The sequence below is a fragment of the Haemophilus sp. SZY H8 genome, from assembly GCF_018829755.1.
GTDB classification, from domain to species: domain Bacteria; phylum Pseudomonadota; class Gammaproteobacteria; order Enterobacterales; family Pasteurellaceae; genus Haemophilus; species Haemophilus haemolyticus_K.
In genome coordinates this window covers 490,547-511,469 of sequence record NZ_JAHKJY010000001.1, presented here as the reverse complement: position 1 = coordinate 511,469, position 20,923 = coordinate 490,547, and the positions used below count along the sequence as shown (strand labels likewise).

The 20,923-nt window shown below is 37.3% G+C and carries 17 protein-coding genes, 4 tRNA genes and 1 pseudogene; 10 read left to right on the top strand and 12 right to left on the bottom strand.

Annotated features, from left to right (window positions below):
- Nucleotides 1-97 precede the first annotated feature (97 nt).
- Nucleotides 98-988, bottom strand: coding sequence for an EamA family transporter RarD (gene rarD, locus KKW16_RS02425; protein WP_048954188.1), 891 nt, complete (start codon nt 986-988; stop codon nt 98-100).
- A 119-nt stretch (nt 989-1,107) separates the two neighbouring features.
- Here rarD and KKW16_RS02420 point away from each other — a divergent pair, with 119 nt between their 5' ends.
- Nucleotides 1,108-1,569: an Lrp/AsnC family transcriptional regulator gene (locus KKW16_RS02420; RefSeq protein WP_048954187.1), complete on the top strand. Its 462-nt coding sequence runs from the start codon at nt 1,108-1,110 to the stop codon at nt 1,567-1,569.
- A gap of 38 nt (nt 1,570-1,607) precedes the next feature.
- Here the strand turns inward: KKW16_RS02420 and nhaA are convergent, their stop codons facing one another.
- Nucleotides 1,608-2,771 carry a Na+/H+ antiporter NhaA gene (nhaA, locus tag KKW16_RS02415; RefSeq protein WP_065264513.1) on the bottom strand — a complete coding sequence of 388 codons (1,164 nt, stop codon included), beginning with the start codon at nt 2,769-2,771 and terminating at the stop codon, nt 1,608-1,610.
- Nucleotides 2,772-3,005: 234 nt separating this feature from the next.
- Between nhaA and brnQ the strand changes: the two genes are divergently transcribed.
- The gene (gene brnQ, locus KKW16_RS02410) at nt 3,006-4,316 is read left to right on the top strand and encodes a branched-chain amino acid transport system II carrier protein (protein WP_048954185.1); all 1,311 of its coding nucleotides are present in this window, start codon (nt 3,006-3,008) and stop codon (nt 4,314-4,316) included.
- Nucleotides 4,317-4,344: 28 nt separating this feature from the next.
- On the opposite strand, the gene rdgC is transcribed toward brnQ, so the two are convergent.
- Nucleotides 4,345-5,253, bottom strand: a complete 909-nt coding sequence (gene rdgC / locus KKW16_RS02405; RefSeq protein WP_048954184.1) for a recombination-associated protein RdgC — start codon at nt 5,251-5,253, stop codon at nt 4,345-4,347.
- A gap of 65 nt (nt 5,254-5,318) precedes the next feature.
- On the opposite strand from rdgC, the gene proC reads away from it, so the two are divergent.
- The 3 genes from proC to xerD are packed head-to-tail and all read left to right on the top strand — an operon-like array spanning nt 5,319 to nt 8,224.
- Nucleotides 5,319-6,134: a pyrroline-5-carboxylate reductase gene (gene proC, locus KKW16_RS02400; protein ID WP_048954183.1), complete on the top strand. Its 816-nt coding sequence runs from the start codon at nt 5,319-5,321 to the stop codon at nt 6,132-6,134.
- Entirely contained in the window at nt 6,134-7,300 is a 1,167-nt protein-coding gene (locus KKW16_RS02395; protein ID WP_048954182.1) for a 3-phenylpropionate MFS transporter, read from the top strand. The genes proC and KKW16_RS02395 overlap by 1 nt, the downstream gene beginning before the upstream one ends.
- Nucleotides 7,301-7,330: 30 nt before the next feature.
- Complete coding sequence (gene xerD / locus KKW16_RS02390) at nt 7,331-8,224, top strand: site-specific tyrosine recombinase XerD (RefSeq protein ID WP_048954181.1); 894 nt, start codon at nt 7,331-7,333, stop codon at nt 8,222-8,224.
- A gap of 62 nt (nt 8,225-8,286) precedes the next feature.
- Here the strand turns inward: xerD and KKW16_RS02385 are convergent, their stop codons facing one another.
- The gene (locus KKW16_RS02385; protein ID WP_048954180.1) at nt 8,287-9,336 is read right to left on the bottom strand and encodes an AI-2E family transporter; all 1,050 of its coding nucleotides are present in this window, start codon (nt 9,334-9,336) and stop codon (nt 8,287-8,289) included.
- 198 nt (nt 9,337-9,534) lie between these two features.
- Between KKW16_RS02385 and KKW16_RS02380 the strand changes: the two are divergent.
- Nucleotides 9,535-10,156 (top strand): annotated as a pseudogene (locus KKW16_RS02380) (YagU family protein).
- Nucleotides 10,157-10,301: 145 nt separating this feature from the next.
- On the opposite strand, the gene KKW16_RS02375 reads toward KKW16_RS02380, so the two are convergent.
- The 4 genes from KKW16_RS02375 to KKW16_RS02360 all read right to left on the bottom strand — a co-directional run bounded on the left by KKW16_RS02375 (nt 10,302) and on the right by KKW16_RS02360 (nt 10,697).
- A tRNA-Lys gene (locus KKW16_RS02375) sits at nt 10,302-10,377 on the bottom strand.
- Nucleotides 10,378-10,427: 50 nt separating this feature from the next.
- A tRNA-Leu gene (locus KKW16_RS02370) sits at nt 10,428-10,514 on the bottom strand.
- Between the two features lie 27 nt (nt 10,515-10,541).
- A tRNA-Cys gene (locus KKW16_RS02365) sits at nt 10,542-10,615 on the bottom strand.
- 6 nt (nt 10,616-10,621) lie between these two features.
- Nucleotides 10,622-10,697: transfer RNA gene (locus KKW16_RS02360), tRNA-Gly, on the bottom strand.
- 245 nt (nt 10,698-10,942) lie between these two features.
- Between KKW16_RS02360 and KKW16_RS02355 the strand changes: the two genes are divergently transcribed.
- Both KKW16_RS02355 and trxA read left to right on the top strand, forming a co-directional pair.
- Complete coding sequence (locus KKW16_RS02355; RefSeq protein WP_048954179.1) at nt 10,943-12,052, top strand: methionine biosynthesis PLP-dependent protein; 1,110 nt, start codon at nt 10,943-10,945, stop codon at nt 12,050-12,052.
- A gap of 149 nt (nt 12,053-12,201) precedes the next feature.
- Nucleotides 12,202-12,525, top strand: coding sequence for a thioredoxin (gene trxA / locus KKW16_RS02350; protein ID WP_048954178.1), 324 nt, complete (start codon nt 12,202-12,204; stop codon nt 12,523-12,525).
- Nucleotides 12,526-12,717: 192 nt separating this feature from the next.
- Here the strand turns inward: trxA and KKW16_RS02345 are convergent, their stop codons facing one another.
- The 4 genes from KKW16_RS02345 to grpE all read right to left on the bottom strand — a co-directional run bounded on the left by KKW16_RS02345 (nt 12,718) and on the right by grpE (nt 18,142).
- Nucleotides 12,718-13,584: a ferritin-like domain-containing protein gene (locus KKW16_RS02345; RefSeq protein ID WP_048954177.1), complete on the bottom strand. Its 867-nt coding sequence runs from the start codon at nt 13,582-13,584 to the stop codon at nt 12,718-12,720.
- 10 nt (nt 13,585-13,594) lie between these two features.
- Complete coding sequence (gene tesB / locus KKW16_RS02340; protein ID WP_048954176.1) at nt 13,595-14,455, bottom strand: acyl-CoA thioesterase II; 861 nt, start codon at nt 14,453-14,455, stop codon at nt 13,595-13,597.
- Between the two features lie 649 nt (nt 14,456-15,104).
- On the bottom strand, nt 15,105-17,228 hold the full coding sequence (nrdD, locus tag KKW16_RS02335; RefSeq protein ID WP_048954174.1) for an anaerobic ribonucleoside-triphosphate reductase: 2,124 nt from the start codon (nt 17,226-17,228) through the stop codon (nt 15,105-15,107).
- A 317-nt stretch (nt 17,229-17,545) separates the two neighbouring features.
- Nucleotides 17,546-18,142, bottom strand: a complete 597-nt coding sequence (grpE, locus tag KKW16_RS02330; protein ID WP_048954173.1) for a nucleotide exchange factor GrpE — start codon at nt 18,140-18,142, stop codon at nt 17,546-17,548.
- Nucleotides 18,143-18,242: 100 nt separating this feature from the next.
- Here grpE and KKW16_RS02325 point away from each other — a divergent pair, with 100 nt between their 5' ends.
- Nucleotides 18,243-19,133 (top strand): NAD(+) kinase, encoded by an 891-nt coding sequence (locus KKW16_RS02325; protein WP_032825633.1) that lies wholly within the window; start codon nt 18,243-18,245, stop codon nt 19,131-19,133.
- Nucleotides 19,134-19,243: 110 nt separating this feature from the next.
- On the top strand, nt 19,244-20,920 hold the full coding sequence (gene recN / locus KKW16_RS02320; protein WP_215767882.1) for a DNA repair protein RecN: 1,677 nt from the start codon (nt 19,244-19,246) through the stop codon (nt 20,918-20,920).
- The last annotated feature ends 3 nt before the right edge of the window (nt 20,921-20,923 follow it).

The following is a 20,923-nucleotide window of genomic DNA, read 5'->3' as shown; positions in this document are numbered from 1 at the left end:
CGAAAGGATTAAAACAGGCTAGTGTGAAATGATCCTATAAGGGGAATTTTATTGTTATAAAGGAACAAAGCTGATAGTAAGCAATCATATAATGTAATTAATAATTACCTCGCTTTTTTATTAATCCATTTAATCCTAACAAGCCTAAGCTTAGCCAAATAGGAACGTAGGTGAAGTAGTCACTTATCGTCATTGGAATATTTAAAATAAATACTGCAACTAGAAATAATAAGACTGGTTCGATATAGCTTAATACGGCAAAAATGCTAACAGGAATTTGCTGGCTAGATTTTAAATTTGCAGAAAGTGAAACTGCACTGACAATTCCTAGTGCTGGTAATAAGTACCAGTAGTGAAAATTATTAAGAATCAAAGACAAACTATCGCTTTGGTAAGATAAATAAATGACAGAAGGAATGGATATTAAGATTACATCAAGGGTAATGCCTTGCAAGGCAGGAATTTTCATGGCTTTTCTACTTAAATAATAGAAGGGATATACTGCACAAACCCAAAGGCTTGTCCATGAAAAACTTTGTGTATGCCAGAGTTCATGGAATACACCACAAGCGGCAAGTAATAAAGCAATTTTTTGAGTGGATGATAATTGTTCCTTAAGCCAAATTCTTCCAAATAGAGCCATCACAAGCGGAAAAAGGAAGTATCCCATAGCAATATTTACACCTTCGTTATTAAGCGGAGCCCACATAAAGAGCCAAAATTGGCTTCCTGCATCAAATGTACCGAGTAAGAAAAGTATCCAACGTTTCCAGTTATAGCCAAGTATGTTGGTTATTAAATGTAAAATTGATTTACAACCAATTGTTGGAAATAAAATCAATAATAGACCAAATATCATTGTTACCATTCGCCACGCGAAAACGTCAGTTCCACTTAATGGTTGTAACCATAAGCTGAATAAATAAAGGACACCAAATAAAAGTTGAGAAAAGATGCAAAGCAATATGCCTTGAGTCATTAATTTCATTGAAAACTCCATCATTGAAGATGAAATTATTATAGGTTGTTATAGAAATAAAAATTCTCAATTTATGAGGTTTTGTGATAAATTTTATCTATTTAGCCAGATTTGTGAGAAAAATTTTTATGAATTCCCTTGATAAATTAGATCGAGATATTCTAAATGCATTACAACAAGATGCAACAATACCTTTAAAAGAATTGGCTGTAAATGTTAATAGTTCTATTGCAACTTGCCAACGACGAATTCAATTTTTAATAGAAAAAGGCGTGATAACTAAACAAGTGGCTATTGTTTCTCCTAAAGCTGTAGGGCGGACAATTAGTGTATTTGTGATGGTGGAAATGAACAATCAACATTCTTATTATCAAGAGCAGTTTGAGCGTAAAATGAGACAAGAATCAGATGTTGTCAGTTGTTATGAAATTTCTGGAGATTATGATTTTATGTTGCTATTACATGTTAAAGATATGGAAAGTTATCATGCGTTTACTCGTCGTGTTTTAACAGGGGAGTATCATGTGCGTACTTTCAAAAGTTTATTTGTAATGAATTTTACAAAGGCGGATAGTGGTATTGTGTTATAAAGTGCGGTAAAAAATCACCGCACTTTGCAATTATAATGCTAAGGCTTTGTCGTTTGTTTTAAACAAAAATAGCCGATGATGGCAGAAATAGTTGATCCTAATAAAATACCTAATCTTGATAGAGTATTTATAGTTTCACCTGCGTCAGCCTCAAATGCAAGGCTTGCGAGAAACATTGACATTGTAAAGCCAATTCCACACAAAAGCGCAACGGCAAAAATTTGTTTAAAATTAACACCGTTAGGTAATTTGGCTAAACCTAATTTTACGGAGATATAGCTAAAGCTAAAAACACCTACTGGCTTGCCTATAATTAAGCCAAGTGCAATAGCTAATAATAACGGGGAAGAGAGCATTGTGAAATCGAGTCCTTCAAAGCTTACCCCAGCATTAGCAAAAGCAAATAGAGGCAGAATAATAAATGACGACCAAGGTGCGAGGATATGTTCAAAATCATGTAGTGGTTTTTCACCATTTTTCCCATTCAATGGGATACAAAAGCCAATAATTACGCCAGCTAATGTTGCATGAACGCCTGATTTTAAAACGGAAGCCCATAAAATTGCCCCAACAACCATGTAGGCACATAGTGCAGAAACTTTGAATCGGTTTAATAAAACTAATGCGATAATAGCGATAGCTGAAAAGAAGAGTGCTTGCACGCTTAATCCATGTGAAAAGAATAGGGCTATGACAACGATAGCACCTAAGTCGTCTATAATAGCGAGCGCTAGCAAGAAAATTTTGAGTGGAAGTGGAACTTGTTTACTGAGCAACGCCATAATGCCAAGAGCAAAGGCTATGTCTGTTGCCATAGGAATCGCCCAGCCATTCACTAAACTAGGATCTTGTTTAGCAATAAACCAATATACGATAGCAGGAATAATCATTCCTCCTATTGCGGCTATAGCAGGGAAAATAGCTTGTTGATAGCTAGAAAGTGAGCCTTCAAATAATTCTTTTTTGACTTCCATACCGACCAATATAAAAAATACAGCCATAAAGCCATCATTGATCCAATGAATTAATGTTTTATCGATTGCAAAATGGCCAATTTGTATGCTTACGGGTAAATTTAAGAAGTTATTATATTGTTCACTTAATGGTGAATTGGCCAATAACATTGCAGCTACAGCAGATAAAAGTAATAAAATTCCACCGGCAGATTCTAATTTTAAAAATCGCTGGATAAGTTGTAACACGTAATCCCCCTTCAAAAATCAATAACAAAAAATTAACAAAGATCGCATACTAGCATATTTTTATATGAAATGGGGAGCGAGAGAAAGATTTTGCCAGCATTTTGTATGAATTGCTGATAACATGAATTATATTGTGATGAATATCTCATTTTTCGTATTATTAAATAGTGATTTTATGTGCATTGTAACAAATTATTGTAGAATGCACTCCTTTCGATTTTAGGGTTAGAAATTATGTTTTCACGTAAAGATATTATTGTTTTGGGGATGATGATCTTCGCTTTATTTTTAGGAGCAGGGAATATTATTTTTCCACCAATGGAAGGTTTTACTGCCGGGTACAATTGGGCTAGCGCCTCTTTTGGATTTGTATTAACTGGTGTTTTTATGCCTTTTATTACATTGGTTATTGTTTCTATTTTAGGGCGAGGAGAAGAATTAACGAAAGATTTACCTAAATGGGCAGGGACTGCTTTTCTTGTTATTTTATATTTAACAATTGGTTCTACCTTTGCCATGCCGCGAATTACAAATGTTGCTTATGAAATGGCATGGTTACCTTTAGGATTGATGGAGGATAATTCAACAGTTAGATTTGTTTTTTCTCTTGTTTTTAACTTAATCGCTATGGGATTTATGATTCGTCCAAATACGATTATTTCAAGTGTAGGTAAATTTATGACGCCTGCATTATTGGTGTTATTAGTTGTGGTAGCGGTGACAGTTTTTATTTCTCCATTATCCGAGATTCAGGCTCCCACAAAAGCTTATGAGTCAGGTCAGGCTTTATTCATCGGTTTAACAAGTGGTTATCAAACTATGGATGTGCTTGCTGCCATTGCATTTGGAGGAATTGTCTCACGTGCACTTGCCGCAAAAAATGTGGTTCATACAAAAGATATTGTGAAATATACCATTTCAGCAGGTTTTGTTTCAGTCATTTTGCTTGCTGGATTATACTTTTCACTCTTTTACCTTGGTGCAACAAGTGCCTCGGTTGCTGAAGGTGTAACAAATGGGGGACAAGTTTTCTCACGTTATGTGGGGGCATTGTTTGGTTCAGCAGGTACTTGGATTATGGCGGGAATTATCGTACTAGCAAGTTTAACTACTCTTGTTGGTGTAACGAGTGCTGCTGCTGATTATTTTGCGAAATTTTCAGTACGTTTTTCTTATCCGTTTTGGGTAGCAATTTTTACTGCAATGACAATTACTGTTTCTCAATATGGCTTAACTGATTTGCTTCGTATTACGATTCCGGCCCTATTATTGATCTATCCTATAGCGATTGTATTAGTGTTTTTGCAATTTTTACGTGATAAATTACCATCAATCAAATTGACTTACTATAGTTCTTTAATTGTCACGCTATGCTTTAGCTTATGTGACAGTTTGAATAATGTACAAATGTTACCTGAAAGCATTAACATATTATTGAAAGATTTTCCTCTTTCATCAGAGGGAATGGCATGGTTAGTGCCAGCATTCGTGATGCTTGTAGTGAGCATTTTTATAGGAAAGTTATTTACTAACATTAAAAAATAAAATTGCGGCATTTTTTAGCCGCATATCTTTATAATCTAGTTTTTTCTCCGCCAAATTCATCTAATAAATTTTCGGTGAGTTTGGCTAAAATACCTGTCATCAGTACAAAATCTGCATCGAAACGCTGTGCAAAATCTTCTTTCAGAATATCATCATTTTTTTCTCGTACACTATCTGCAAATTTTAAACGTTTGAGGGTGCAATCTTCGTTAAAAACGAAAGTTAAGGTATCTTCCCATTCTAAGGCTAATTTGCTCACTACTTTTTTGCCATCTTGCAGAAGTGCGAGAATTTCTTCATTTTCTAATGGTTGTTTTTTACAACGGATAACGCTGTCTTCCTGACTGCCACGAAGCTCGGCTTCTTCTAATGCAAGTAACCAATGCGGTAAGCTATCTTGAAGGATCCAATTCGTTAAAATCGTGCTGGGTTCATTAGCAAAGGCTAAAGGCACAACAGGGAGCGAACCTAAGGATTTACGCAGTAATGCGAGCGCATCTTCCGCGCGTTTACTCGATGCTGCATCAACATGAACAAGATTATTTTCTGTATCAATCCATAGCGCGGTATGCTGATTTTTACTAAACGCACGAGGTAATAAATTCATCACGACATCATTTTTTAATGTTTGTTTTTCTACCTTTTTAAGTTTGCGATTTTCTTTTTGTTCAAGGCTTTCAATGCGTTCATCAAGTTCACGTTTGACCACATTTGCTGGCAAGATTTTTTCCTCTTTTTTGGCGATTAATAGAATTTGTTTTCCAACAGAAAAATAGAGTAAATCAGCGCCTCGTAATGGAGCTGACCATCCAAATTTACTTTGATCTTGAGCACCGCAAGGATGGAATTGACAATCTTCCAGTTGAGTTTGTAGCTGTGCAAGATCCCAATCTAGCGGTTTAGTCAGTCTATAAGTCATTAAATTTTTGAACCACATCGTAACACTTCCTTCAATATAGGGTAGAATGTGCGGCATTATAGCCCATAAAAGTAGGAAAAACGATGCAACACAAATTGATTGCCTTTATTGGCGGCGGCAATATGGCGCAGGCTATTATTCTTGGCTTGTTGAAACAAGGTTATCCTGCCGAGCAAATTATTGTGAATGATCCGAATGAGGAAAAAAGAGCATTTTTTGCTAATCTTGGCGTGGCAACGTCAGAAAATAATGTGGAAAGTGCAACCAAAGCGGAAGTTGTGTTGCTTGCGGTAAAACCTCAAATGATGGCTGAAGTTTGTTCGTCGCTAAGTGCGGTGGATTTTTCTGATAAATTATTAATTTCCATTGCTGCGGGTATTTCAACTGAACGCTTGAACGCATTAATTCCAAGTATAAAATCAATAGTGCGCGTCATGCCAAATACGCCCGCATTAGTGGGGGAAGGCATGGCGGGGTTATTTGCACCAAAAAATACGAGTGAAAATTACCGCACTTTTGCACAAGATTTATTGGGAACTGTGGGAAGAACGGTTTGGGTGGATGATGAAACTCAAATGCACGCAGTAACCGCTGCTTCAGGAAGTAGCCCCGCTTATTTCTTTTTAATGCTGGAAGTGATGCAGCAAGCCTTAATCAAAATGAATATAGATGAAAAAACTGCGCGTGAATTAGTGCAGCAATCCATGCTTGGTGCAGCAAAAATGGTGATAGAAAATCCGCAAATTGCACTTTCAACTTTGCGTGAAAATGTCACCTCGAAAGGTGGCACCACTGCGGCAGCGTTAGCAGTATTTGACGCACAACATTTTAATCAAACAATAGAGCAAGCTATGCAGGCTTGTTTGTCTCGTTCACAAGAAATGGAAACTTTATTCTGATGCAAGTTCGTCCTTTTTATTGGCTCGCACTGAGCTTTCTAGGTTACTACTGCGCTTATGGTGTGTTTTTGCCGTTTTTCCCCGCATGGTTGAAATCACAACAATATGGTGAAGAAATGATTGGTTTAGTTATCGGGAGTGCTTATATTTTTCGATTTGCGGGCGGATTATTTTTTTCATCGCTGATTAAAAAAGCCAATCATATTATTAGTTCCTTACGTCTATTGGCGTTAGCATCGGCCATTATTATGGCGGCAATGAGCTTAGTTGCGCATAATTTTTGGCTGTTATTTATTGCTATCGGTTTATATGCCTCTGTGAATTCAGCGGGAATGCCGATTGGAGATTCGTTGGCATCCACTTGGCAACGACAAATCGGCTTGGATTATGGCAAAGTACGTTTGATTGGCTCTGCTGCCTTTATTCTTGGTGTAGTAGTGTTTGGTGGCATGATTGGCTGGGTAGGTGAGCAAAATATCGTGTGGATTTTAACCGCACTTTTATCCTTCTATACTATCATTCAGCTTTTAAAACCGACCATTCCCCCAAAAGATGAAATACCTGAAAGTGGCGATCAAAATAATATTGGTTTTATTGCGTTACTGAAAAATCCTATTACATTGCGAGTCATGATTGCAGTGGGGCTGATTCAAGGCTCTCATGCGGCTTATTATGTTTATAGCACAATTTATTGGACAAGTATTGGGATCTCTGTTTCTCAAACGAGCTTACTTTGGGGCATTGGCGTATTAGCGGAAATTGTATTATTTTTCTTTTCTCGTCGCTTATTTCAAAATATTTCTATCAGTGTGCTACTTTATATTTCTGCGCTTGCGTGCATCGGACGCTGGGCTGTAATGGGATATATTGAAGATTTTTGGTTGATATTCTTATTGCAACTTATGCATAGTTTGACTTATGCCGTGTGCCATTATGCGATTGTTCGCTATATCACTACGCAACCGCAAAGTCATATTGCGAAGTTACAAGGTTTGTATAATGGTTTATCGAATGGTGTGCTCATTGCCATTTTCACCGCGATTGCAGGTATGATTTATCCAACGTCGCCAGCGATGACATTTGTATTTATGAGTATCATCGCGGCAGCAGCATTTTTTGTGATTCCACGCAAGTTAAATGCCTTTTTGATTGTTCAGCATAAATAGGACACATCACTTTCTTTGTAGAAAAGTAATATGAAAAATCTTGCGCTCATTGATTTGTTTCTTAATGAATATTGGATTGAAAAAGGTCTCTCAGAAAATACCGTTCAATCTTATCGTTTGGATTTAACCGCACTTTGTGATTGGTTGGATAAAAACGACTTGTCTTTGGAAACTTTAGATGCTGTTGATTTGCAAGGTTTTCTGGGCGAACGTTTGGAGAAAGGTTACAAAGCCACGAGCACCGCGCGAACGTTAAGTGCAATGCGTAAACTTTTCCAATATTTATATCGGGAAAAATACCGAGTAGATGATCCAAGTGCGGTACTAAGTTCGCCTAAATTACCCAGTCGCTTGCCAAAATATTTAACTGAGCAACAAGTGTCAGATTTGCTCAATACGCCAGATGTGGAAGTTCCTTTGGAATTGCGTGATAAAGCTATGTTAGAGTTGCTTTATGCAACGGGGCTTCGTGTAACGGAGTTAGTTTCGCTTACGATTGAAAACATGAGCGTGCAACAAGGCGTGGTGCGAGTGATTGGTAAAGGGAACAAAGAGCGTATTGTGCCAATGGGGGAAGAAGCTGCCTATTGGGTTCGTCAATTTATGCTTTATGGTCGCCCTGTTCTATTAAATGGGCAGAGTTCTGATGTTGTTTTTCCAAGTCAACGTGCACAGCAAATGACTCGTCAAACTTTCTGGCATCGTGTAAAACATTATGCCATTCTCGCAGATATTGATGCTGATGCACTTTCCCCTCACGTTCTTCGCCATGCTTTTGCCACCCATTTAGTGAATCACGGTGCGGATTTACGCGTGGTGCAAATGTTGCTAGGGCATACAGATTTATCCACAACACAGATTTATACTCATGTGGCAAAAGAGCGATTAAAACGATTGCATGAAAGATTTCATCCTAGAGGGTAATTAAAAACGCGTAGTAATGAAATAAACTGTTTTAAATTATTCCTTTATCTGAATATTTCATATTAATCTTCAGGTAAAGCATTTAGAACGGCTTTCACTAAAGTTGCTAGTGGAATGGCAAAAAATACGCCCCAGAACCCCCACAATCCACCGAAAATTAATACTGAAATAATGATCGCTAATGGATGTAAGTTTACTGCCTCAGAGAATAAATAAGGAACAAGTAAATTGCCATCTAAAAGTTGACTTATGGCAAAAGCAATGATGATATACCAAAATGTTGGGCTTACACCAAATTGGAATAATGCGACCAAGGCAACTGGAATGGTGACAAGCACAGCTCCAATATAAGGCACTAACACTGAAAGCCCTACAGCAAATGCCAAGAGAAGTGGATAATTCAAGCCAAAAATAAGAAAAATAATATAAGTAATTAAAGTTACAATCAAAATTTCTAATAATTTACCATGAATATAATTAGAAATTTGTTGTTGCATTTCTATCCAAACCTTGAAAGCTAAATGACGGTTTCTTGGCAGAAAGCGGCTCACCCCTTGTAAAAGTTCTTTTTTATCTTTTAACATGAAAAACATCATTAGTGGTACTAAGAAAGCATAAATACCGAGAGAAACTAAGTTCATAATTGATGTTAACGACAGTTTCACCACTGATTCACCAAAACCAAGAATTTTTTCTCGCACGGAATTAAAAATGGAATCTACCATAGAATAATCAATGAGTTCTGGATAATGCTCTGGTAGATTAAGTAACCATTCATTGAGTTTATTAAACATCGCAGGTAAATCGCTTAATAAGGAAATACTTTGATTCCAAAGCATTGGTACAAGAATTAAAAAGAATATGGTAGCGATACTGATAAAGCTACCAAAGACAAGAATAGTGGCCATGATCCTTGGAAAGCGTAAACGTAAGTTTAAGAAACGAATTGGCATTTCGAGTAAATAAGCTAATACGATAGCAATAAGCAGCGGTGCGATTAGATTTCCAAAAAAATAAATAGCAAGGAAGCCAAACAATAAAATAGCAAGTAATCCCATTGTTTGAGGATCGCTTAATCGGCGTATATACCAATTTCTCAACATTTCTAACATAGTACTTCTCAATGAATATTTTGGGTCATTATAAGTGAAATTATTTGTTGTTTATAGTTGGCACTTGACTAATCTTTTAAATTCTTTAACACTCCCTACCTAGATTTTGTTATTAAAACAAAATTTGTGTCGCATTTTAGTTATGACTGAGTTTTGTATAGCAAGTGCGGTTATTTTTTCTTAATTTCGGAGCAAAATATGTCAGGTATTTTTACTCAAAGCCCTGCAAATCGTCATCGTTATGGCGTAGCTATTTTTGTAGGCATCATCGCAGGAATTATTTCTGCATTTGTAAAATGGGGAGCAGAGCATCCATTTCCACCACGCAGTCCAATTGACTTCTTTGCCGCAGCTTGTAAAGTGGATGTGACAGGTTTAAGTCAAGACCAGATTCTTTCTGTATGCTCACGTGCATTTCTAAATCCACCACATGTTTTTTTTACGTGATTACATTGGTATTGACCCAACTCAAGCTGCATTTACATTTGCGGATCATGCATTTAACTGGATTGGTGTCACGCATATTATTTTCTCTTTAGTATTTGCTATTGGTTATTGTATAGTTGCAGAACGCTTCCCTAAAATTAAATTTTGGCAGGGTATCGGAGCTGGTATTATTGCCAATATTTGTGTTCACTATATTACTTTCCCTGCATTAGGTTTAACACCGCCAGTTGCAGAGTGGCCATTATATGAACATATTTCTGAATTAGTGGGACATATTTTCTGGTTCTGGACTATTGAAGTGATTCGTCGTGATTTACGTAATCGGATTACAAATGAACCGGATGCTGAAATTCCATTAGGTCAGGTACGTTAATTTCTCTGGCTAATACGAAGATAACTGTATATTAGGAAACTAAGTGCAGTTATTTTTTTTCATTTTAAATAGAATATGAATAATATATTTAGTATTTTTTGTGTAATCGCAAGATAAAATTTTAAGCGTTGTAAGTTTTTAATATTGGTGGGTCGTGAAGGATTCGAACCTTCGACCAACGGATTAAAAGTCCGCTGCTCTACCGACTGAGCTAACGACCCAATTAGATGATTTTAAAGTAAATTTTAAAATCTTTGGATTGGTGTTTAAATGGTGCCCGAAGCCAGACTTGAACTGGCACGCCTCGAAAGGCGAGGGATTTTAAATCCCTTGTGTCTACCGATTCCACCACTCGGGCATATAGACAACTAACATTTGCGTATTATGGAGGCGTGTCCCGGAGTCGAACCGAGCTACATGGATTTGCAATCCAGTGCATAACCGCTTTGCTAACACGCCACGAATTGGAGCGGGAAACGAGGCTCGAACTCGCGACCCCGACCTTGGCAAGGTCGTGCTCTACCAACTGAGCTATTCCCGCATTCGCTGTTAGTGGTGCGCATTTTACGGAAATTTAAAAAGCTGTCAATCATAGAGTAAAAAATTTTTTTTAACCGTTTAAAAAAGATTCATTTTGTTTAAATAATTCTCACAAAATGATGAATAAATAGAAATTTATTCAATTACATAATTTCTGCTTTTATCACTTTCCCCTTTGTGCCAAAATGTTCAGCATATTTTATAGCATGAAAGTGCGGTGAATTTTTATTGTTTTTAGAGGATGTTATGATACAACAATATGCAATTGATACCTTATTAGCGCAATCTGGTAATCGAAGTGATAAGCGAACTGGTTCAGTTTCTGCGCCAATTTTTCTTTCTACGGCTTATGGGCATCATGGAATTGGTGAGAGTACAGGGTTTGACTATACGCGGACTAAAAACCCAACTCGTACAGTATTAGAAGAAACGATATCTAAATTAGAAAATGGAGATCGTGGTTTTGCTTTTTCTTCTGGTATGGCTGCAATTCAAGTTTTGATAACGCTTTTCACTGCCCCAGATGAATGGATCGTTTCTAGCGATGTGTATGGTGGTACTTATCGACTATTAGATTTCTCTTATAAAAATAACAATAGTGTAAAGCCTGTTTATGTCAATACAGCATCTGCTTCTGAAATTGAGGCGGCAATTAACCCAAATACGAAAGCAATTTTTATTGAAACTCCATCAAATCCTTTAATGGAAGAATGTGATGTGGTTGAAATTGCAAAACTTGCGAAAAAACATAACTTGATGTTGATCGTGGACAATACGTTTTTAACACCTGTGCTTTCTCGTCCATTGGATTTAGGCGCAGATGTGGTGATTCACAGCGGGACTAAATATATTGCAGGTCATAATGATGCACTTGTTGGGCTGATTGTTGCGAAAGGGCAAGAACTTTGTGATCGCATTGCTTATATTCAAAATGGTGCAGGAGCGGTGCTTTCACCTTTTGATTCTTGGCTGACTATTCGTGGTATGAAAACCCTTTCTTTACGCATGAAACGTCATCAAGAAAATGCCCAAGCTATTGCGGAGTTTTTAAAAGCTCAACCACAAGTGGAATCTGTGCTTTATCCAAATAAAGGTGGGATGTTGTCTTTCCGTTTGCAAGATGAAGCTTGGGTTAATCCGTTCTTAAAATCCATCAAATTGATTACTTTTGCAGAAAGTCTAGGCGGCACAGAAAGTTTTATTACTTATCCTGCCACTCAAACTCATATGGATATTCCAGAATCTGAGCGTGTAGCCCGTGGAATTACGAATACCTTGCTGCGTTTTTCAGTCGGTATTGAAGATGTAGAAGATATTAAGGCTGATTTATTACAGGCATTTTCTAATTTGAAATAATGAGGATGAAGTGAGATTTTACTTGCTATTTAGTTTTTGACAATTAAAACAATAAGTTTACATTTGTTAAAACAGTGTTATTCTTCATTCCACTAGTAAATCAAAAATGTTCTCGTTTTGAACATTATTCATAAAATAAGGAAATAAAAATGAGCGAAGTATTACATATTAATGATGCTGACTTTGAAAGTATCGTTGTGAATTCAGATATCCCTGTATTATTAGATTTTTGGGCACCGTGGTGTGGTCCTTGTAAAATGATTGCGCCTGTTTTAGATGAGCTTGCTCCTGAATTTGCAGGTAAAGTAAAAATTGTAAAAATGAATGTGGATGATAACCAAACAACGCCAGCACAATTTGGTGTTCGTAGTATCCCAACATTATTATTGATCAAAAATGGTCAAGTTGTTGCTACTCAAGTTGGGGCATTACCAAAAACACAATTGGCAAATTTTATTAATCAACACATTTAATTTTATGTTCTATAAAGCCATACAGTTAAAAATTGTATGGCTTTTTTATATCACCACTCATTTTAATTTGAGTGGCTGTTTGTTGTAGTTATTTTATGATGACTGGGTTGGGCGTTCTGTTTTCCAGTTTGAAGATCATTATGAGGAAATAAGAAATAGCATAAACGAAAAAAGTCTAAGACATCAAGATATTTATTTTTTCATGTAAGATTTTAATGTTTGTTCCACTTCATAAATCCAATCCAACTCATGCTGCGTGAAACCCGCTTGAATACGAGCATCGGTATTAATGACACCTTTAAAAATTACAATACGGTATTTGTGTAATAGCTCAGTAAAGCACTTCATCGCATCCAAACCACGTTTTTTAGAAAGTGCGTGATACCAATGATTGCCGATATATACATGGCCAATTTCATCGCGCAAAATAATATCCAAAATGCTCACTGCGGCAAAATCTTTACGTTGTGCGATTTTCTCTTGCAGAACAGGTGTTGCATCGAGGCCCCGTGCTTCTAATACACGAGGAACTAACGCCATTCGTTCCCAAATATCGTGAGCGGTGGCTTGCGCCATTTCCCATAATCCAGCATGAGCTTCAAAATCACCATATTGATAACCCAATGTTTTCAAATGTTCATTGACTAAGGAAAAGTGCGTGCTTTCTTCACGAGCGACACGCAACCAATCTTTCACAAAGGCCAAACCTTCTCCTAGTTCTTCTTGTGCATTACGTCCGAATCGCCAAGCTGCATCTAGGCCTAAATTAATCGCATTAAACTCAATATGTGCGATAGCGTGCAATGTGGCAGCATAGCCTTCTTCTGTGGCAAAAGAACGTTTTGGCACATCTTTCGGTGCAACTAAGAGTGGTTTTTTAGGAAAAGCGGCAATATTATCTTGCGGCACGACTTCGGGAAAATCGTCTAATTTAATCAACTGAATTTGTGGCAGAAGATTATCGTAGAGATCATTGACTAAACGACATTTTTCTTGTGGATTCGCTGTTTTTAGTGCGGTTTCAACTTGTTGCCAAAATTGTGTAATAAGTGCGGTCATTTTTTCTCTCTTATTCGTTAAAACGGATCAAGCCTTCTTGTTGTGTTGTCGCGATTAATTGACCATCTTGCGAGAAAATTTGCCCGCGTGCCAAGCCTCGCCCTCCAAACGCATTATTGCTTTCAATTGCGTGCAAATGCCAGTGATTTAAATCAAACGGACGATGGAACCAAATACTATGATCAATAGTTGCCACTTTCATTCCTTTTTGTAAAAAGCCTTTTTCATGCGGATGAAGTGCGGTCAAAATACAGTGAAAATCGGAAAAATAAGCCAATAAACATTGCTGAATTTTTATATCAAGCGGCGTTTCACCATTGGTTTTAAACCAAGAATATTGCTCGGCTGGCAATTTTGTCCCGTTAAATGGGTTATTCAAATATTTGGTACGTACCTCAAATGGACGCTCTGCTGCAAATTTTTCATTGAGTGGTTCTGGCAAGGTTTGAGCCACTTTTTGTAGCATCATATTTTCATCTGTAAAGTCTTCAGGTGCGCCAATATTTGGCATTGTATTTTGATGCTCAAAACCTTTTTCCGGCACTTGGAAAGAAGCGGTTACATGACAGATAGTATTTTTATGTTGAATGGCTTTTACGCGTAATGCAGAAAAGTTACGCCCTTCACGCAAGGTTTCCACATCGTAAATAATCGGATATTGGCTGTCTCCCGGAGCAAGAAAATAGGCATGACAAGAATGTAAAATGCGATCTTCTGGCGCCACCTGCATTGCCGCAGATAACGCTTGAGCTACAACTTGCCCGCCAAATACTTGGCGAAAACCTAAATCTTGGCTTTCACCGCGAAAGATTAAATCATCAATTTTTTCAAGTTTAAGAAGATGAATAAGGTTATTGAGAATATCTGACATATTGCTTTGCTTGAAGAGACGATAAAAGTGCGGTTATTTTAGCGGAGATTTTGGAGAATGCCAAAGCTAGCAATAATTTTAAGATAGAAGTAAAAACTTAATTTTCATCTCTTTGGAACAGGGCAATGTCTTTCAACTAGGCCAATACATAAATAATTAATGCCCTACGTGTTATTTATAGGGCTATTTTCTTTTTAAACAGTTATAATTTAGGAGTTTTAACAATGATTTTGAACATTTACAAAAATATGGATAAAAATACAATATTTGCTAAATTATTTAGAATGACCCCTTTTTCTTATAATGTCGAATCATTCATTGATTACATGAAAGAGCAAGGTTATTCAATCACAAAATCCCAAGTAAACTGTTGGCAACGTAAAGCTGGTAGTGATAAATCTCGACCTGTACCCGATTTTGTTTTTACTATGATATTCAATTACATCCATGACAACAAAATTGAAGTAGCAGAATTTCTTAAGTCGAAAGACATTGCCCTGTTCGAAAGGGATTGAGGTAGATATAGATTTATTATTGATAAAAATATCGAAAGCTAATAGGAGTAATATAGGAGTAATAAAGGGCGTATTGCACGCCCTATTATTTTTCAAGAAATGTCCTAAGTTATCGACTAAATTTAGCCGCACTTTTATAAATGTTTCACTCTCCGCTTCACTTCTTCCTGTTTTCCCGCATTAAATGGGCGGGCATCAGGGCTGCCTAGATAGCCACATACGCGGCGAGTGACTGACACTTTTGTGCTATCGTGATTGCCACATTTCGGGCAAACAAAACCTTTACTGGTACATTCAAACTCGCCAGTGAAACCACATTCATAACATTCGTCAATCGGTGTGTTTGTGCCGTAGTAAGGCACGCGATCGTAGCTATAATCCCACACATCTTCCAATGCTTTTAAGTTGTGTTGAATATTTGGATATTCACCGTAGCAAATAAAACCGCCGCTAGCGAGTGGGGGATATGCCATTTCGAAATCTAGTTTATCGTAAGGATTCACTTTCTTTTCTACATCTAAGTGGTAACTATTTGTGTAGTAGCCTTTATCCGTTACGCCTTCAATCACGCCAAATTTTTTAGTGTCTAGACGGCAGAAGCGGTCACATAAGTTTTCACTTGGTGTGGAGTAAAGGCTGAAGGCATAGCCTGTTTCTTTTTGCCAGCGTTTAACTGCCTCGCTAAGGTGGCGAACAATTGCAATGCCTTTTTCGCGTAATTGTCCATCATCAAAAATATGCCCTTTGTTATAGAGCGCATTAATGGTTTCGTGAATACCGATATAGCCGAGCGAAATAGAGGCGCGTCCATTTTTGAAAATTTGTGCTACATTTTCATCCGCTTTTAACCGCACTCCGCATGCGCCTTCCATATAAAGAATGGGAGCAACGCGAGCTTTGGTATTTTCAAGGCGAGCAACTCGCGTCATTAATGCTTTTTTCGCAATAGCCAAACGTTCATCTAAAGTGCGGTAGAAATCTTCTTCGTTTTTAGACTCCAACGCGATACGCGGTAAATTTAAACTCACCACGCCAAGATTATTACGCCCATCGTGAATTTCGTGTCCGTTTTCTTCGTATGCACCTAGAAAGCTACGGCATCCCATTGGGGCTTTAAAAGAGCCCGTGACTTTGACAACCTGATCGTAATTGAGAATATCTGGATACATACGTTTTGATGCACATTCCAATGCGAGTTGTTTGATATCGTAATTTGGATCGCCTTTAGTTTGGTTCAAGCCTTTTTTGATGGTGAAAACAAGTTTTGGAAAGACTGGCGTTTTATGATTTTTTCCGAGTCCACGAATACGATTTTTCAAAATAGCTTGCTGAATTAAACGGGATTGCCAACTTGTACCTAAACCAAAACCAAAGGTCACAAATGGTGTTTGCCCATTCGAAGTATGTAGTGTATTAACTTCATATTCTAAAGATTGGAAGGCATCGAAACATTCTTTTTCAATCAATGCTTTGGCATAATCTTCAACATCAGGCACATTCCATTCTTGGGCATGTTTGAGGTGTTTTTCGTAACTGATTTGCACATAAGGGGAAAGCACTTCATCAATACGGTTAATGGTTGTGCCGCCGTAAATATGGCTAGCGACTTGGGCGATAATTTGTGCAGTCACTGCAGTAGCGGTGCCAATGGATTTAGGGGGTTCGATTTCTGCATTACCCATTTTAAAACCACGAGAAAGCATGCCTTCTAGATCCACTAACATACAGTTAAACATCGGGAAGAACGGTGCGTAATCTAAATCGTGATAATGAATTTCACCTTTTTCGTGAGCCTCTACTACATCGCGGGGAAGAATATGGTGCTTTGCATAATGTTTTGCCACAATCCCAGCAAGCAAATCACGTTGTGTTGGAATCACTTTCGCGTCTTTATTAGCGTTTTCATTAAGTAATTCTACGTTGCTTTGTTCAATCAAACCTTCAATTTCTTTTGTTAGCTGGCTACGTTTTTCGCGGGCTAAATCACGATCATGACGATATTCGATATACGCACGAGCAACCTCGGGATAACGACTTGCCATCAATTTATCTTCAACGATTTTTTGAATCTGATTAATATCAATCTCGCCTTGATGATAGGTGAAAATTTCATTTCCTACTTCTTGCCCAATTTGGTGGCAATAAAATTCATCGGAAATATTGACCGCACTTGCGGCTTTTTTAATGGCATTGATGATACGTTGAATCTCAAACTCTGCACGAGAACCATCGCGCTTGATGACTCCAAAGTTACTCATGATATAGCTCCAATATATAGTGTTTTTGAAATGCGGAGTGCACTATATATAGATCTAAAAAGATAATCAACACACAATATGTAGTGTTTTTAGGCCTTTTATCATACGAGGATTTTGTTAGAGATTGATTTTATTAGAAAAATATCAAATTAAGTTGTTGAGAACTTTTCTCAAATATTTTTTGATTTTGTGAGCGAGATCAAAGTTTTCATTTTTAAAACGGAAGGGGAGGGGGAACAATAAAATTAATCATATAATTTTTATTTATGGATATAAAAAACGGCCGAAAAATCGACCGCTCTTTTTTATCTTATGGCTTAAGCGGCCACCATTACCATTGCTGGGCGAATGACTCGACCATTTAAGGTGTAGCCTTTTTGCAATACGACGCTAATTTGATTGGTTTCAAAGCCTTCAGCAGGCTGCATTGAAATGGCTTGATGTAAATCAGGATTAAATGCTTCACCGACAACCCCCACAGCTTCTACACCAAAACGACCAACGGTTGAAACTAATTCTTTTAAGGTCAGTTCTACGCCGTCAAATAAGGCTTTTACGCTTTCATCTTCTTTATTTGCTGGAGTGGCAAGTGCACGCTCTAGGTTATCGATAGTATTCAAAATGTCTTTTGAGAATTTTTCTAATGCGAATTTATGTGCTTTTTCTACGTCTTGTTCAGTACGACGACGAAGATTTTCAATTTCAGCACGAGAGCGAAGTAAAATATCCTGTTCTTTGTTTGCCGCTTCTTCTATTTGAGTTTTTAGCTGTTCTTCAAGCTCTTGCACTCGCGCAATCGCTTCTTCTAAAGGATCAAGTTCTTGAGAAGGCTCTGTTTGTTGTGTTTCTTCCACAACAGCGTCTTCTTGCTTTTCTACTTCTGGGGTTTCAATTTTTTGTTCTTGTTCTGACATTTTTTTCTCCGTAAATACAAAATTCGCCATAGTCGTTAGCTATAGTCTAACAAAAAACTATATAATGACGAAAATGTTAAATTCAAGTGCGGTTTATTTTATGAATAATTTATATCGTTCCTTTAAAACCATTGGGCTTGTAGGAAAACCTAGAAATGACATTAACCTACAAATGCACAAAAATTTGTTTCACTGGTTAACGGAACGTGGCTATCAAGTAATGATGGAAAAAGATGTTGCTGAAAAACTGGGGCTTCCCGCAGAAAATCTTGCAACACTTGATGAAATTGGTTGCCAAGCGCAGTTGGTTATCGTGATTGGTGGTGATGGCAATATGTTGGGGCGTGCTCGTGTATTAGCAAAATATGATATTCCATTGATTGGTATCAACCGTGGTAATTTGGGATTTTTAACAGATATTGACCCGAAAAATGCTTATGCTCAACTTGAAGCTTGTTTAGAGCGTGGAGAATTCTTCGTGGAAGAACGTTTTTTATTGGAAGCAAAAATTGAGCGTGCAGGTGAAATTGTATCGACTGGGAATGCAGTGAATGAGGCGGTTATCCACCCTGCAAAAATTGCGCATATGATCGATTTTCATGTGTATATCAATGATAAGTTTGCATTTTCACAACGTTCTGATGGATTAATTGTTTCTACTCCAACAGGCTCTACGGCTTATTCTCTTTCCGCTGGTGGTCCGATTTTGACACCGAATCTTAATGCGATTGCGCTAGTGCCTATGTTTCCACATACATTAACTTCTCGTCCTCTTGTTATTGATGGTGATAGCAAAATATCGATTCGTTTTGCTGAGCATAATACATCTCAATTGGAAGTGGGCTGTGATAGTCAAATAGCCTTACCTTTTACGCCTGATGACGTGGTTCATATTCAAAAAAGTGAGCATAAACTCCGATTGCTTCATCTAAAAAATTATAATTATTACAATGTATTAAGTACCAAATTAGGTTGGCTGAAATCATTTTGATTTTTATAAAAAGCCTAGTGGAAATGTATCAGTAAAATACTGTAAAAAAATCCTTTACTGTAAATTGAATCAGTTGTAATATGATTGATATACAGTTAAAGGATTTTGCTATGCTTACTCAACTTACTATCAATAATTTTGCGATTGTTCGCCAGCTTGATATCGAATTGGCGAAAGGAATGTCTGTTATTACTGGGGAAACTGGGGCAGGTAAATCTATTGCCATTGATGCTTTAGGTTTATGTTTCGGACAAAGAGTAGAAACCTCAATGGTACGCGAAGGGCAAGAACGTGCAGAAATTTGTGCAACTTTCCAACTAGAATCGCATAATCCTGCTTATCAATGGTTGAATGAGCAAGAATTGCAAGATCCAGATAATCCCACTGAGTGTATTTTGCGTCGTGTGATTAATGCCGACGGACGTTCTAAAGCTTTTATTAATAGTACTCCTGTATCCGCGTCTCAATTAAAAGAAATTGGTCAATATCTTGTTCATATTAATGGGCAGCATGCTTCTCAATTATTGCTAAAAAATGACTATCAGCTTCAGTTAGTTGATAATTTTGCCGCTCATCCTGAATTACTTGTGAAAATGCGTGAAGATTATCAGGCATGGAAAAATCTTCAAAATCAAGTTAAAACCTTTCAACAAAAAGTGGCAGAAAATGAAGCACGTAAACAACTTTTACAGTATCAAGTGGATGAATTAGATGAATTTAATCTTCGACCAAATGAATATTTGGAATTAGAAGATGAACAACGTCGTTTATCTAGCAGCGAACAGCTAACCCAACTTTCTCAATCAGCCCTACAAATTTTAAGTGAAAATGACACGGTAAATATTGATAGTTTGCTTTATCGTGCGACACAATATATTGATGAATTAGCTGAACTTGATCCGCAATATGCTGAAGTGCAAAGTATGTTGAATGATGCATTGATTCAAGTGCAAGAAGCAACCAGTGAAGTGCGAAATTTATCAAGTAATATCGAGCAAGATCCTCAACTTTTACAGGAAATCGAACAAAGAATTAGTCAGGCTTTACAACTTGCTCGTAAACATCAAGTTAAACCTGAAGATCTTGTGGAACATCACAAAAAATTAAAAGCAGAATTAACCGCACTTTTAGATTTTTCTGAAAGTGAAGAGATGTTGATTGAGCAAGAAAAACTCGCATTTGAACAAATGCAAGCAACGGCTACATCATTAACAGCAAGTCGTCAGCAATCTGCAGCTCGCTTAGCGCAGAATGTCACGCAGTCGATAAAACAACTTGCAATGGAAAATGCTGAATTTTATGTAGAGTTGAATACGGATTTAGATAAAGTAGGATCAAACGGTGCGGATAATGTGATTTTTACTTTGCGTAGTAATTTAGGTCAACAACCTCAACCATTGGCTAAAATTGCCTCTGGTGGTGAGCTTTCTCGTATTTCTTTAGCCATTCAAGTTTTAACTTCTGATCAATCGGCTATTCCAACGTTAATTTTCGATGAAGTGGATGTGGGTATTAGCGGAAAAACAGCAAGTGTTGTCGGAAAACTTTTACGTCAATTAAGTGAACGTTGCCAAGTATTATGCGTAACCCACTTGCCACAGGTTGCTTGTCATGGCCATCATCAGTTCAATGTAGAAAAATTTACTGTTGATAATAAAACTGAAACACAAATGACCGCACTTTCACAAGCTGAACGTGTACCAGCCTTGGCAAGACTCTTGGGCGGAAGTGAAATTACCGAATTAGCCTTAGCCAATGCACAGGAAATGTTAGATTTAGTTCATTAAAAT

Coding starts and splice junctions, on each gene's coding strand:
- rarD (WP_048954188.1), bottom strand. CDS start 988: ATGAAATTAATGACTCAAGGCATATTGCTTTGCATCTTTTCTCAACTT.
- KKW16_RS02420 (WP_048954187.1), top strand. CDS start 1,108: ATGAATTCCCTTGATAAATTAGATCGAGATATTCTAAATGCATTACAA.
- brnQ (WP_048954185.1), top strand. CDS start 3,006: ATGTTTTCACGTAAAGATATTATTGTTTTGGGGATGATGATCTTCGCT.
- rdgC (WP_048954184.1), bottom strand. CDS start 5,253: ATGTGGTTCAAAAATTTAATGACTTATAGACTGACTAAACCGCTAGAT.
- proC (WP_048954183.1), top strand. CDS start 5,319: ATGCAACACAAATTGATTGCCTTTATTGGCGGCGGCAATATGGCGCAG.
- KKW16_RS02395 (WP_048954182.1), top strand. CDS start 6,134: ATGCAAGTTCGTCCTTTTTATTGGCTCGCACTGAGCTTTCTAGGTTAC.
- xerD (WP_048954181.1), top strand. CDS start 7,331: ATGAAAAATCTTGCGCTCATTGATTTGTTTCTTAATGAATATTGGATT.
- KKW16_RS02385 (WP_048954180.1), bottom strand. CDS start 9,336: ATGTTAGAAATGTTGAGAAATTGGTATATACGCCGATTAAGCGATCCT.
- KKW16_RS02355 (WP_048954179.1), top strand. CDS start 10,943: ATGATACAACAATATGCAATTGATACCTTATTAGCGCAATCTGGTAAT.
- trxA (WP_048954178.1), top strand. CDS start 12,202: ATGAGCGAAGTATTACATATTAATGATGCTGACTTTGAAAGTATCGTT.
- KKW16_RS02345 (WP_048954177.1), bottom strand. CDS start 13,584: ATGACCGCACTTATTACACAATTTTGGCAACAAGTTGAAACCGCACTA.
- tesB (WP_048954176.1), bottom strand. CDS start 14,455: ATGTCAGATATTCTCAATAACCTTATTCATCTTCTTAAACTTGAAAAA.
- nrdD (WP_048954174.1), bottom strand. CDS start 17,228: ATGAGTAACTTTGGAGTCATCAAGCGCGATGGTTCTCGTGCAGAGTTT.
- grpE (WP_048954173.1), bottom strand. CDS start 18,142: ATGTCAGAACAAGAACAAAAAATTGAAACCCCAGAAGTAGAAAAGCAA.
- KKW16_RS02325 (WP_032825633.1), top strand. CDS start 18,243: ATGAATAATTTATATCGTTCCTTTAAAACCATTGGGCTTGTAGGAAAA.
- recN (WP_215767882.1), top strand. CDS start 19,244: ATGCTTACTCAACTTACTATCAATAATTTTGCGATTGTTCGCCAGCTT.